Genomic DNA, 12,565 nt, shown 5'->3' on the forward strand with positions numbered 1-12,565 from the left:
CAAGTAGGAATGTAATAAATGCAGAAAGTCATATACTGTCATTCTTTTCTATTAAATCATTTTGAAGTGTCTCAAAGCATCCATGATGGCTTCTTCTTTTTCAGGTGTACACTGTGGAATAATTTGTTTATCCTTTTTAGACTTGTTGTAATGTTCTCGTAATTCTATTCCACATTTCTTTTTTATCTGTGCAATATATAATGTCGAAACTTTTAATTCAAATTTATTCCAAACATATTCTTTGATTTGAGCATATGTTGCTTTGCTCTCCGCACTTGTCAAATCCATCTCATCCAGCTCAATTTCAACACTTATGTGCTTATCGACATCAAGTTTGGACAAAAGTGCTACCGTCTCGACGTGATGCGTTTGAGGAAATAGATCCACCGGCTGGACTTTCTTCAATTCATATCCCAATTCTTGGTAGAGTTTGATATCACGCGCCATGGTTGCGACATTGCAGGAGATATAGGCGATGCGATCGGCTCCTGTTTGGGCGCTTGCTTTGATAAAGCTTTCTGTCAAGCCCTTGCGTGGAGGATCAACCAAGATAACGGTTGGTTGAATCCCATCTTTAAGCCAATTCTTCATAGCATTTTCAGCTGTGTCACAGACATAGTGGGCGTTTGAAATATTGTTCAGCTGAGCATTTTTTTTACTATTCTCAACCGCTTCTGGAATCAGTTCAACACCGTAGACTTCTTTGACATGCTTGGCGACTGATAAACCAATGGTTCCAATACCAGAATAAGCATCAATAACCACGTCATCTTTTTTTAACTCTGCAAAGTCAATGGCTGTTTGATAGAGTTTCTCCGCCATTTCAGTATTGACTTGGTAAAAGGCTGGGCCAGCGATTTGGAAGTCATTTCCCAACATCTGGTCCGTAATATAGTCTTGACCATAAAGAGTGCGCCACTCCTTACCAAAAATCGCATTGGTATTCTGGTCGTTGATATTTTGCATGACAGACACAATCTCTGGGAACTGCTTGATAACTTGTTCAATCAATTGGTCAACACGAAAAACTTTTGGACGAGTTGTCACCAAAACGACCATGATTTGTCCTGAATAGTGACCACGACGCACCACAAGATTCCGAATCAATCCAGACTGTTCCTTTTCGTCATAAGGTTTTAAATCAAAACGACGGAGCAGGTCTCGAAGAGCTACTACGACTTGGTCAATGACAGGATCCTGGATAAAGAAATCTTCAAGGGGCATGAGGTCGTGCGAATTCTTACGGAAAAATCCTGTTTCCAAGACACCATTCACTCGACGAACGGGCACCTGCGCCTTATTGCGATACTTGACTGGATGTTCCATACCAAGCGTTTCAGCAACTTCTACATCTGCAATTCCAGCAATCTTGTAGAGACTGTCCTTGACTTGCTTGGTTTTAAACTTGAGCTGTTCTGGATAAGAAAGGTGTCCTAAATCCGCGATTCCTGAACGCAGGTAAGCCAAATCTAGATCTTGATTACGGTGTGGTGACTGGACAAGGTATTTTTCAACTTTTCCAAAGCCAATCTTTTTATTGACCTTGAGGACACGCATGAGAATTTTTTCACTCGGTAAAGCATTCTCTACAAAAAAGACCAAACCATCTACCTTGGCAACTCCTGCCCCTTCATGGGTCAAGTCAACAATTTCAACTTCTACAATATCATTTTTCTTTAACATTCTTTTCTCTTTCTATTGGCCGACAAAAAAGACGGTAACGTTACGGTTACCATCCATTATACCATGAAATTTCTTAAGAACCAAAACTCTTGAAGAAGTTGACAAGGGCTTGCCAGAGGGAGCTTAAGAAGTTACCACCGTCCTCTAGCGCCTTATCCGCATCAAAGTTAAGGTTGATATTTTTAAAACTGTCGCCAGCTTGTGATACGATGCTTTGTTTAAGGTCATTTAGGGTTTTAGTGAAATCTGCATTGCTGAGGATATCACTCTTTGAGAGATTCAAGGCAAAATTGATGATGATATTGATCTGGTTTCCTGTTATGACCTGATCAAGTTTGTAATTTTTTAAGGTATCTTCAACAATCTTGCGGATATCTTCTTCTGTCAGATTTCCCTTGCTTTCTTTAGCTTTGGCGAGTCCTGACTTGATATCAGCTAGGGCAACGTTTAATTTATTAGCATCATAGCCTGATTTGTCCTTGTTTTCAGCATTGATATCTGACAAAGCTTTTAGCTCTTCTTGAGCCAAATCTTTATTAGCTTGTGGCACCTTGGCTCCATTAGCCTCTAGCGAATAGTAAATCCCTGCTAAAGCACTTTCTCCTGTAACTGGAATAGGGGCTGCTACAGTGATTTTGGCATGTTCCATACCCAGCGTTACTGCTGCGTTTCGGTACATATCCTGAGTCACCTTAGTGATATTTTCTGGTGTTTCAATCTTGACCTCAAGTGGCGATTTGTCACCTAGCTTTTGAATCTTGGCTGATGAATACAACTGTAAGCTAGAGTCATTGGCCACATTCATGATTTTAGAATAAACATCAGGTGTCATGGTCTTGAGTTCTTTGGTATCTGTTGAGGCATTGTAGCCCAGTTTTTTAAGAGTTTGATTTTTTTGGTCTTCAGATAGGGAGGAACCTAGGACATATTCAGGTTGGACATAGGTTTCATCGATAACTTTTTGAACATCTGTTGCTGCATGGACGCTATTCATAGCTGTTACTGCCCACAAGACCGCAGCACTAGTCAGAAAGAGTTTCTTTCTCATAGGGAATTTCCTCCTTTACTTCTTTATAGTAATATATCTATCTTAAAGAAAACTTATAACAAAAACACCTGGTCTAGCCAGATGTTGAAAAGAGAGTGAAACATTTGATGATGTAAAGGTTAAGTCGTACCTGTCTAGAATAATAATAATTTCCTCCATTTACATAGAGTTCAGCACCGTGAAAAATGGAAATGGGGTGAATATAACTATAAGTCTTTCCAGTCGTATTACCAAGCAAGGGGGCAACAGTCTCACGAGAGTACTGTTTGGCTAGAGCCAAGGTATTTTCCTTGCCATTTTGGGCGATAAAATCGATATAGGCAGGTCCAAAATTATAGGCTTGAACAGCTGTCCAGATATCTACACCCTTCTTCTGCGCCAGATAGAGATTGCCTGTCAGAGTTTGAATGCCTTGCCGAATGCTAGAGGCATTATCATTGATGGTGTTGGTGGAACCACTTGCAGACTCACTAGACTGCATAACATCGCCTTCTTTTCCTTTTGTTTCAGTATAAATCATAGCAAGCACAAGCTCTTCGTTTGCTGGGGTGTCTTTTTCACTCAAGATTTCTCGCACCATGGGTTGATAGGTCATGACTTGTTTGACATCTTGATGAACGCGGTAAGCTTTATAGCCAGCAAAAAGGAAGACTGCTAGTACAAGCACTCTTCGAATTCGTTTAAACATTATTTACTTTGGATATCCTCGATATTTTTGATTAAGATAGAGTAGGTTCCATTTTCGTTTTGGATAAACTCAACAGACTCGGCGTCTTGATAGACGTTATTGGGAACGATGAGCTCAATTCCATTTGATAAGGAGAGTTTTTGGTTTTCAAATTTCTTTAATTGGCGACTTGCATCAATTTCATCAAATTGAACAGGTTCTGGTACGGCTTCTTTGACTTGGTCAATAAAGCTCAAACGAGCCGTCAGATTGTTGTCAAAAAGGTCATTAGCCAATTTCTCAGGTGACAATTCATTGCTTTCTTCTAGGTTGTTGAAAATCGCTGATTTGACCTTGGATTGAAATTGAAAATCATCTGTGTTAAAAGATTCAGCAATTCTCTGGGCTGTTTTTTCCAGTTCCTTGATAGATTTTTTAGGAGAAATCTTAGGAGCGACAGCAAGAAGATTATCTGAAAAATAGTTCAAAAAAGTCCCGTTGTACTTGATTCGTTTTTCAATCAGGTGATACTTGCGACTCTGAAGATTGACCACCAAGGCCTCGTCAGCACCCGTTCCAAATCCAGGCAGGTTATTCTGAGTCAGCTTGATTGGATTATCAACTTCTCCTCCGAGGTGGGTCAAGGTCTCCCGCAGGGCAATTCGCAAGAAAGCGAAATGTTCTACACCTTCTTTAGAAAATTGAACAAAAATCAAGTCATTGGTCTTGAGATTTTCAGAAATGCTAAACTCCTCTTTCCAGAGATTAGCCAGCGTTACTGATGTCTCCAACAAATCGTCTGTAATATGATTGAAGAAGGGATTTTCTTCTTCGAAAATCCCAGTCTTGGCTTCATCTGAATACACATGTTCAATTTTTTTACGTAGGTATTCTTCGATTTTTGGAGTAATATTGAGAAACTTATCTGCTAAGAACAGCTCGGTATCATCCGGACTGAACTGGTGAATAATGGCTTTCTTAATATAAATGTCCATAAAAGTTTTATTCCTCGTATAATGGGAAGGCATCTGTCAATTCTTTGACTGCACTTCTCACTTCTTCTAATACAGCCTCATTTTCTGAATTCTTAAGGGTTTTAATGATGAGTTCAGCCACTTTGCGACTTTCTTCTTCACCAAATCCACGTGCAGTAATAGCTGCTGCTCCGATACGAATCCCACTTGTCTTGAATGGTGACAAGGTTTCGTAAGGGATTGAATTTTTATTTAGGGTAATATTGACTTCATCCAGCAAGTTTTGAGCAACTTTTCCGTTTTCTACAACCTTAGTCACATCAACAAGGAAGAGATGGTTTTCAGTTCCACCTGAAATAATACGGAAATCAGGGTCTTGCAAGAAGACATCTGCCATAGCCTTGCTGTTCTTAATTACATTGGCAGCATATTCCTTGAAAGCTGGATCCAAAACTTCTTTGAAGGAAACTGCCTTAGCAGCCACAACATGCTCCAAAGGACCACCCTGAATACCAGGGAAAATAGCTGAATTGATTTTCTTAGCTAAATCCTCATCATTGGTCAAAATCAAACCACCACGAGGACCACGAAGGGTTTTGTGGGTCGTTGTTGTAGTGATATGAGCGTATGGCACTGGGCTTGGGTGAAGACCAGCTGCAACCAAGCCAGCGATGTGGGCCATATCAACCATAAGCTTAGCCCCAACAGCATCTGCAATTTCACGGAATTTTGAAAAGTCAATAATTTGAGAATAGGCTGAAGCACCAGCTACAATCAGTTTTGGTTTTACTTCTTGGGCTTGTTTCAAGATAGCATCAAAGTCCAAAAGTTCCGTTTCAGGATCCACACTATAGGAAAGAAAGTTGTAGGTTTGACCAGAGAAGCTAACTGGAGCTCCGTGGGTCAAGTGTCCACCTGCTGCCAAATCCATTCCCATAACCGTATCACCTGGCTCAATCAAGGACATGTAAGCCGCACAGTTAGCTTGGCTTCCTGAATGTGGTTGGACATTGGCAAATTTAGCACCGAAAATTTCTTTTGCGCGTTCAATAGCAAGAGTCTCTACAACGTCTACTACATCAGTTCCACCATAATAACGGCGTCCTGGGTAACCCTCGGCATATTTATTTGTCAAGATAGACCCTTGAGCTGCCATAACAGCCTTGGAAACTACGTTTTCCGAAGCAATTAACTCGATATTATTTTGTTGGCGTTCTTCTTCTTTGGCAATAGCATTCCAGAGATCAGCATCATATGCTTTAAAATCATCTTTGTCAAAAATCATAGGTCTTCTCCTTTATTGTGTGACTAGTCCATTAGTTTGATTTTACAATAAGAAAATCAAACTAAAAGATGCGAATAAACCGTTTCTGCATTTTATCACAAGTATAGCCAACTTTTTCATAAAATGCATGAGCACCCAGACGATGATTGGCAGAATTTAAGCGGATAAACCCATAACCACATCTTTTGGCTTCTTGTTCCAACCCTTGTAGTAAACTTTTACCGATACCTTGACCTTGCGCTTGAGGTGAAACTGCTAAAGCTAAGATATTAAATCCTGCTTTGGAATAGAGTGATTCGTAAACTTCAGCGTGGACATATCCAAGTAAGACATGATTAGCTGCATCCTCATAGCCAAGTAGGAAATGATGGGAATCCTGAGACAGTCTAGCTAGTTGGCTAGCCGTTTCCTCTGGACTAAAAGTATAACCCAAAGCCTCTTGGTTGATGTCACATATCGCTTTCACATCTGTTTCTTGCAAATCTCTTAGCATTTCAAGCCTCCTCAAAAGAAATCTCTGGCAACCGAGCAAGAATATCTTCTCGTTTAATTGCGCCTTGGCGTAAGATTTTCACCTTGTCTCCAGACAAATCCACAATAGTTGAATCCTGTCCAGTTAGAAAAGCATCGTCTTCCAGACCCAGAACCTCTTGGTCAAAATCCTTCAGAATTTGTTCAAAGGTTACACCACTTGCCTGACCTGAGATATTGGCAGACGGCCCAATCAAGGGACCTGTCTCTCGAATTAAATCCAGTGTGATAGGGTGACTGGGCATCCGAAATCCAATAGTTGCAAGGTCAGAATTTACCCAATAGGGAACTCGGTCATTGGCTTCGAGAATAATGGTCAAGGGACCTGGCAAAAAGGTCTCTACAAGTTTTTGTAGATAAGCTGGCTGATTCTTAGAAAAGTGCAAGATATCCTCTAAAGAGGCAACATTGAGATTGAGCGCCTTGTCTCTAGGACGACGTTTGAGCTGGTAAACATGGTCAACTGCTTTTTCGTCTAAGGCCTTGGCAAAAAGACCATAAACCGTCTCTGTAGGCAGAATGACAGCTCCACCATTTTCCAACTCTTGTCTAATCCTGTCCATCATCAACCACGACCATCCTATCTTGACCAAATTGGTCCTTGAGTGTTCGAACTCTTTTTTCAGGAAGATGTTTCCTAAAAAGTTCGGGAACACTTTGACCTTGCTTGTATCCAATTTCAAGGTAAATCTTACCACCATCCTTGAGATAGTCTTTTGCATCTTCCGCAATTCTACAGTAAATAGCTAGGCCATCCTCGTCTGCAAAGAGAGCTAGATGAGGCTCCGAATGCAAAACATTCAAGCCTACCTCTGACTCATCTTCACGAGAGATATAGGGTGGATTGGATACAATTATATCATATTTTTCAGAAATTTCTGCAAAACAATCAGATTTTTTAAAAAATATATTAAGATTTTGATCGCTAGCATTCTCTGATGCAAGCTCTAAGGCCTCTTGAGAAACATCTGCTGCTGTCACTGACCAATCTGGTCTATTTTTTGCTAGAGCGAGAGCAATAGCTCCACTACCTGTTCCAATATCCAGAACTGAGAGATTCGTCTCAAGATTTTCAGTTAGAATAAGCTCCACTAACTCCTCTGTTTCTGGACGAGGAATCAAAACCCGTTCATCCACCTTTAAATGCATTCCATAAAAATCTGCCTGTCCAATGATGTACTGAGCTGGCTTGTGAGCTGCTAGTTGCTGGTAAATATCTTCTACAAATTGTTTTTCTTCCTCTGTTGTCACCTCCTGCTGGAGGGCAAAAATAAAGTCTGTAAAAGATAGATTTTTCAGACTACGATAGACAAAAGAGAGGCTTTCCGCTTCCTCTCCTTGTCTTATCAACTCTTCTTCAAAATTTGAAAATAATTGAGCTAATTTCATTATTTGTTTAATTCTTCTAGTTTTTGTGTTTGGTCATAAAGCACCAAGGCATCCACAACTTCGTCCAATTTACCAGACAAAATCGTATCTAGTTTTTGGAGGGTCAAGCCGATACGGTGGTCTGTGACACGGTTTTGTGGGAAGTTATAAGTTCGGATCCGTTCTGAACGGTCACCAGTACCGATTGTCGACTTACGCTCAGCGTCTTGTTCATCCTGAGCAATCTGAGCAAAGTGGTCAGCGACGCGTGCACGGATAATCTTCATAGCCTTCTCGCGGTTCTTCTGCTGGGTACGTTCTTCCTGCATCTCAACCTTGATATTGGTTGGCAAGTGAACGATACGAACGGCAGTCGCAACCTTATTGACGTTCTGTCCACCAGCACCAGAGGCGTGATAGATGTCGACACGAAGGTCTTTTGGATCAATGTCGTATTCAACCTCTTCAACTTCTGGCATAACAAGAACTGTCGCTGTCGAAGTATGAACACGGCCTTGGCTTTCTGTCACAGGAACACGTTGCACACGGTGGGCACCTGATTCATACTTAAGCTTAGAGTATACAGACTGACCTGAAACCATAGCAACCACTTCTTTAAAACCACCGACACCATTCATAGAGGCTTCCATGACTTCAAAGCGCCAACCTTGGGCTTCCGCATACTTTTGGTACATAGTTAGCAAATCTCCAGCGAAAAGTGCCGCTTCGTCTCCACCAGCTGCTCCACGGATTTCAAGGATGATATTCTTGTCATCGTTTGGATCCTTTGGAAGGAGCAAAATTTTCAGTTTTTCTTCATATTCTTCTTTTTCAGCCTTGGCATCTTTGAGTTCTTGCTTGGCCATTTCTTCCAAGTCCGCATCTCCGCCTGATTCCTTAATCATCTCTTCGGCATCGACGATATTTTGAAGGACTTGTTTATACTCACGGTAGGCTATTACGGTGTCACGATTGGAAGCTTCTTCTTTTGAAAGCTCCATAAAACGCTTGGTGTCTGAAACGACATCAGGGTCACTCAGCAATTCTCCTAGTTCTTCATAACGGTCTTCTACAGCTTGTAGTTGATCATAGATGTTCATTTTTTCTCCTTATTTCTCAATTGTTAAATCATAGATTGCTACTACTTCATTCTCGGCTATTTCCCCAGTTTCTTTAAATCCATAACTGAGGTAACAAAATCTTGCCTGTTCATTTTCTGGTTCATAAGACAACCAAAGTTTATTGCTTAAACCTGCTGGCGCTGTTCGAACATAGTCTAGTACTTTATCCATAATTGGTTTAAAATATCCTTGATTTTGAAAATTCCTATCAATCATAAAACGAAATAGTAAATAATTTCCACTACTAATTCCGATCTTTTTATCATAAGCTATCATCACAAAACCTATAATTGCATCATTATCATAAACTGCCAATGTAGCTACAAAATCTCCATTTTTAGTGTAGACGTATGCTTCAGCTAAACTAATTGCGTTGGTTGCAATGAATTGTTTTTGATATTCCTTGACATCCAAATTTAAAACATCAAAATAATTTTCCATTGTAACATCTCTTAGTTCAATTGTCATAGTTTTGCTCCTTGTTAGAGGTTATCATTGGCGTAAAATAATGTTTACGGCAAACTGAGATATAGGTTTCGTTACCACCAATCTGGATCTGTTCTCCATCGTAAACGGGCAGTCCATCCTGTGTTCGCAACACCATGGTCGCCTTTTTCTTGCAATACTGACAGATGGTCTTGATTTCGTCAATCTTGTCTGCTAAAAGCAAGAGATATTTGGAACCTTCGAACAATTCATTGCGAAAGTCATTTTTCAAGCCAAAAGCCATGACGGGTATGTCTAACTCGTCCACAACACGAGCTAGGTCGTAAACATGGTGGCGTTTAAGAAACTGGGCTTCATCGACCAAAACACAGTAAGGTTTTTCTGGTAGGTCTCGGATATAGCCAAAGATATCCGTTGTTTCCTCAATCGCAAGGGCAGGGCGTTTCATGCCAATTCGACTCGACACATAGCCAACACCGTCACGCGTATCCAGAGCCGAGGTCATAATGACAACACCTTTTCCTTGCTCCTCGTAGTTATAGGCCACTTTGAGAATCTCAATCGTTTTACCAGAGTTCATGGTCCCATAACGATAGTACAACTGTGCCATGTTTCTTGCTTCACGTCCATTTCTAAATTTTTGCTACATTCTAGTATATCATAATTTTCTTAAGCTTTAAACGGCAAAATGTGGTAAAATGGAAGAAATCAAAACTAGTGGAGGAAGCTATTATGCCATTTGTACGCATCGATTTATTTGAAGGACGCACGCTCGAGCAAAAGAAAGCTCTTGCTAAGGAAGTAACGGAAGCAGTTGTCCGCAACACTGGAGCCCCTCAATCTGCTGTCCATGTCATCATCAACGACATGCCAGAAGGAACTTACTTCCCACAAGGGGAAATGCGTACTAAATAAGCTAGCTTAAGCAGAATTGCTTAGGCTTTTTCAATCTCCAAGTAGCATTCATTGAAGAAATATCCTAAATTTGTTACAATTTGAAAAGAAACTTGGAGAATTTCCAAGAAAAGAGCTATTAATTAAAGGAAACATTATGATTACACGTGAATTTGATACCATCGCTGCTATCTCTACTCCACTAGGTGAAGGGGCTATTGGTATTGTCCGCCTGAGCGGAACAGACAGTTTTGCTATTGCGCAAAAGATTTTTAAAGGAAAAGACTTGAACAAGGTTGCCAGCCACACTCTCAACTACGGTCACATTATTGATCCTCTGACTGGTAAAGTCATGGACGAGGTTATGGTTGGGGCTATGAAGTCTCCAAAGACCTTCACTCGTGAGGATATTATCGAGATTAACACCCACGGTGGGATTGCGGTGACCAATGAAATTCTCCAGCTAGCTATTCGTGAAGGGGCTCGGTTGGCAGAACCTGGTGAATTTACCAAACGTGCTTTTTTAAACGGTCGCGTAGACTTGACACAGGCAGAGGCTGTGATGGATATCATCCGTGCCAAGACTGACAAGGCCATGAACATTGCGGTCAAACAATTAGACGGCTCCCTTTCTGACCTCATTAACAATACCCGTCAAGAAATCCTCAATACACTTGCCCAAGTTGAGGTCAATATCGACTATCCTGAATATGATGATGTTGAGGAAGCTACTACTGCCGTTGTCCGTGAGAAGACTATGGAGTTTGAGCAATTGCTAACCAATCTTCTTAGAACAGCCCGTCGCGGCAAAATCCTTCGTGAAGGAATTTCAACAGCTATCATCGGACGTCCCAACGTTGGGAAATCCAGCCTTCTCAACAACCTCTTGCGTGAGGACAAGGCTATCGTAACAGATATCGCTGGGACAACACGAGATGTCATCGAAGAGTACGTCAACATCAATGGTGTACCTCTCAAATTGATTGATACAGCCGGTATTCGTGAAACAGATGACATAGTGGAACAAATCGGTGTTGAGCGTTCGAAAAAAGCCCTCAAGGAAGCCGACTTGGTTCTACTAGTGCTAAATGCCAGTGAACCACTGACTGCGCAAGACAGACAACTTCTTGAAATTAGCCAAGATACCAATCGCATTATTCTACTTAATAAAACCGACCTGCCAGAAACGATTGAAACTTCGAAACTACCTGAAGACGTTATCCGTATTTCAGTCCTTAAAAACCAAAACATCGACAAGATTGAAGAGCGAATCAACAACCTCTTCTTTGAAAATGCTGGCTTGGTCGAGCAAGATGCTACCTACTTGTCAAACGCCCGTCACATTTCCCTGATTGAAAAAGCAGTTGAAAGCCTACAAGCCGTTAATCAAGGTCTTGAGCTGGGGATGCCAGTTGATTTGCTTCAAGTTGACTTGACTCGTACTTGGGAAATCCTCGGAGAAATCACTGGGGATGCTGCTCCAGATGAACTTATTGCCCAACTCTTTAGCCAATTCTGTTTAGGAAAATAAGAAAAATCCATGATCCTTCATTCGGTCATGGATTTTATTGTCTTTATTAGTAATCTGGTCTTAAGACCCCTGTTACAGTTGCCTTAGTTGCTTCGTAGTCGCCATCTACGACAACCTTGATAATGCGTTTGGCATCTTCTTCTGGTGCTGGAACAAGAGGTAGACGAGTGGGTCCAGCTTCAAATCCCATATAGTTAAGAATTGCCTTAACTGGAGCAGGACTTGGATAAGAGAAGAGAGCATTAACCTTAGGAATGAATTTACGCTGAATTGCTGCGGCTTTCTTCATATCGCTTTCTGCAATGGCAGTAAACATCTCGTGCATTTCATCCCCATTTGTATGAGAGGCAACAGAAATAACCCCATCCGCCCCAAGGTTCATGGCATGGAAAGCATCTCCATCCTCACCTGTATAAATCAAGAACTCTTCAGGCTTGTGCTCAATCAAGTAAGCCATATTAGCCAAGCTAGTACATTCTTTGACACCGATAATATTTGGATGGTCAGCCAAGCGAAGCATGGTTTCTGGAGTCAATTCGACAACTACACGCCCTGGAATGTTATAGATAATAATTGGTAGGTCAGAAGCATCTGCAATAGTCTTAAAGTGCTGATACATCCCTTCTTGAGAAGGTTTGTTGTAGTAAGGAACAATAGCAAGCCCAGCTGCGAAACCACCAAATTCCGCTACTTCTTTGACAAACTCAATAGAGTCACGCGTATCATTAGTACCTACACCCGCAATCAAAGGAACGCGTCCATTGACAACCTTTTGTACAGCCGCAAACAACTCCAACTCCTCATCGTGGGTCAAAGTTGGACTCTCAGCAGTCGTTCCTGCGAGAAGAATTCCATCCGTATGATGGGCCAATAAATGCTCAATCAAGGCTGGAATAGCATCAAAGTTAATGGAACCATCCTCATGGAAGGGGGTAATAAAGGCTGTAATGATTTTACATTCTTTTAAATCTTGATAAGACACGAAAACACCTCTCTATTTCAAAGAAGGAGTTCAT

The 12,565-nt window shown here is 41.1% G+C and carries 14 protein-coding genes; 2 read left to right on the forward strand and 12 right to left on the reverse strand.

Annotated elements, in window-relative coordinates; translation table 11 throughout:
• Positions 1–51: 51 nt before the first annotated feature.
• The 11 genes from rlmD to AT689_RS08730 form a co-directional block, all read right to left on the reverse strand.
• The gene (gene rlmD, locus AT689_RS08680; protein WP_000914572.1) at positions 52–1,683 is read right to left on the reverse strand and encodes a 23S rRNA (uracil(1939)-C(5))-methyltransferase RlmD; all 1,632 of its coding nucleotides are present in this window, start codon (positions 1,681–1,683) and stop codon (positions 52–54) included.
• Between the two features lie 73 nt (positions 1,684–1,756).
• Entirely contained in the window at positions 1,757–2,731 is a 975-nt protein-coding gene (locus AT689_RS08685) for a DUF1002 domain-containing protein (RefSeq protein WP_001227756.1), read from the reverse strand.
• 73 nt (positions 2,732–2,804) lie between these two features.
• On the reverse strand, positions 2,805–3,419 hold the full coding sequence (pmp23, locus tag AT689_RS08690) for a cell wall hydrolase Pmp23 (RefSeq protein ID WP_000476375.1): 615 nt from the start codon (positions 3,417–3,419) through the stop codon (positions 2,805–2,807).
• Positions 3,419–4,393, reverse strand: a complete 975-nt coding sequence (locus AT689_RS08695; protein ID WP_000356089.1) for a nucleoid-associated protein — start codon at positions 4,391–4,393, stop codon at positions 3,419–3,421. The genes pmp23 and AT689_RS08695 overlap by 1 nt, the downstream gene beginning before the upstream one ends.
• 7 nt (positions 4,394–4,400) lie before the next feature.
• A complete protein-coding gene (gene glyA / locus AT689_RS08700) occupies positions 4,401–5,657 on the reverse strand; it encodes a serine hydroxymethyltransferase (RefSeq protein ID WP_000575514.1) in 1,257 nt (418 codons plus the stop codon).
• A gap of 61 nt (positions 5,658–5,718) precedes the next feature.
• Positions 5,719–6,150, reverse strand: coding sequence for a GNAT family N-acetyltransferase (locus AT689_RS08705; RefSeq protein WP_000942936.1), 432 nt, complete (start codon positions 6,148–6,150; stop codon positions 5,719–5,721).
• A 1-nt stretch (position 6,151) separates the two neighbouring features.
• Entirely contained in the window at positions 6,152–6,751 is a 600-nt protein-coding gene (locus AT689_RS08710) for an L-threonylcarbamoyladenylate synthase (RefSeq protein WP_001809176.1), read from the reverse strand.
• A complete protein-coding gene (gene prmC / locus AT689_RS08715; RefSeq protein ID WP_000761904.1) occupies positions 6,738–7,577 on the reverse strand; it encodes a peptide chain release factor N(5)-glutamine methyltransferase in 840 nt (279 codons plus the stop codon). The genes AT689_RS08710 and prmC overlap by 14 nt, the downstream gene beginning before the upstream one ends.
• Positions 7,577–8,656 (reverse strand): peptide chain release factor 1, encoded by a 1,080-nt coding sequence (gene prfA / locus AT689_RS08720; RefSeq protein ID WP_001028801.1) that lies wholly within the window; start codon positions 8,654–8,656, stop codon positions 7,577–7,579. The genes prmC and prfA overlap by 1 nt, the downstream gene beginning before the upstream one ends.
• A gap of 9 nt (positions 8,657–8,665) precedes the next feature.
• Complete coding sequence (locus AT689_RS08725) at positions 8,666–9,145, reverse strand: GNAT family N-acetyltransferase (protein ID WP_000151339.1); 480 nt, start codon at positions 9,143–9,145, stop codon at positions 8,666–8,668.
• Positions 9,135–9,734, reverse strand: a complete 600-nt coding sequence (locus AT689_RS08730) for a thymidine kinase (RefSeq protein ID WP_000068146.1) — start codon at positions 9,732–9,734, stop codon at positions 9,135–9,137. The genes AT689_RS08725 and AT689_RS08730 overlap by 11 nt, the downstream gene beginning before the upstream one ends.
• A 122-nt stretch (positions 9,735–9,856) precedes the next feature.
• Between AT689_RS08730 and AT689_RS08735 the strand changes: the two genes are divergently transcribed.
• Together AT689_RS08735 and mnmE are read left to right on the forward strand one after the other, a co-directional pair.
• On the forward strand, positions 9,857–10,039 hold the full coding sequence (locus AT689_RS08735; protein WP_001117401.1) for a 4-oxalocrotonate tautomerase: 183 nt from the start codon (positions 9,857–9,859) through the stop codon (positions 10,037–10,039).
• 136 nt (positions 10,040–10,175) lie between these two features.
• Positions 10,176–11,549, forward strand: coding sequence for a tRNA uridine-5-carboxymethylaminomethyl(34) synthesis GTPase MnmE (mnmE, locus tag AT689_RS08740; protein WP_000632725.1), 1,374 nt, complete (start codon positions 10,176–10,178; stop codon positions 11,547–11,549).
• Between the two features lie 46 nt (positions 11,550–11,595).
• Here mnmE and dapA read toward each other — a convergent pair whose 3' ends face one another.
• Complete coding sequence (gene dapA, locus AT689_RS08745; RefSeq protein ID WP_000121629.1) at positions 11,596–12,531, reverse strand: 4-hydroxy-tetrahydrodipicolinate synthase; 936 nt, start codon at positions 12,529–12,531, stop codon at positions 11,596–11,598.
• Between the last annotated feature and the right edge of the window lie 34 nt (positions 12,532–12,565).

The sequence above is a fragment of the Streptococcus pneumoniae genome (genome assembly GCF_001457635.1).
In the GTDB taxonomy this organism is placed as follows: Bacteria; Bacillota; Bacilli; order Lactobacillales; family Streptococcaceae; genus Streptococcus; species Streptococcus pneumoniae.

Coding starts and splice junctions, on each gene's coding strand:
- pmp23 (WP_000476375.1), bottom strand. CDS start 3,419: ATGTTTAAACGAATTCGAAGAGTGCTTGTACTAGCAGTCTTCCTTTTT.
- prmC (WP_000761904.1), bottom strand. CDS start 7,577: ATGAAATTAGCTCAATTATTTTCAAATTTTGAAGAAGAGTTGATAAGA.
- AT689_RS08735 (WP_001117401.1), top strand. CDS start 9,857: ATGCCATTTGTACGCATCGATTTATTTGAAGGACGCACGCTCGAGCAA.
- AT689_RS08685 (WP_001227756.1), bottom strand. CDS start 2,731: ATGAGAAAGAAACTCTTTCTGACTAGTGCTGCGGTCTTGTGGGCAGTA.
- AT689_RS08725 (WP_000151339.1), bottom strand. CDS start 9,145: ATGACAATTGAACTAAGAGATGTTACAATGGAAAATTATTTTGATGTT.
- AT689_RS08730 (WP_000068146.1), bottom strand. CDS start 9,734: ATGGCACAGTTGTACTATCGTTATGGGACCATGAACTCTGGTAAAACG.
- glyA (WP_000575514.1), bottom strand. CDS start 5,657: ATGATTTTTGACAAAGATGATTTTAAAGCATATGATGCTGATCTCTGG.
- AT689_RS08705 (WP_000942936.1), bottom strand. CDS start 6,150: ATGCTAAGAGATTTGCAAGAAACAGATGTGAAAGCGATATGTGACATC.
- AT689_RS08710 (WP_001809176.1), bottom strand. CDS start 6,751: ATGGACAGGATTAGACAAGAGTTGGAAAATGGTGGAGCTGTCATTCTG.
- prfA (WP_001028801.1), bottom strand. CDS start 8,656: ATGAACATCTATGATCAACTACAAGCTGTAGAAGACCGTTATGAAGAA.
- mnmE (WP_000632725.1), top strand. CDS start 10,176: ATGATTACACGTGAATTTGATACCATCGCTGCTATCTCTACTCCACTA.
- AT689_RS08695 (WP_000356089.1), bottom strand. CDS start 4,393: ATGGACATTTATATTAAGAAAGCCATTATTCACCAGTTCAGTCCGGAT.
- rlmD (WP_000914572.1), bottom strand. CDS start 1,683: ATGTTAAAGAAAAATGATATTGTAGAAGTTGAAATTGTTGACTTGACC.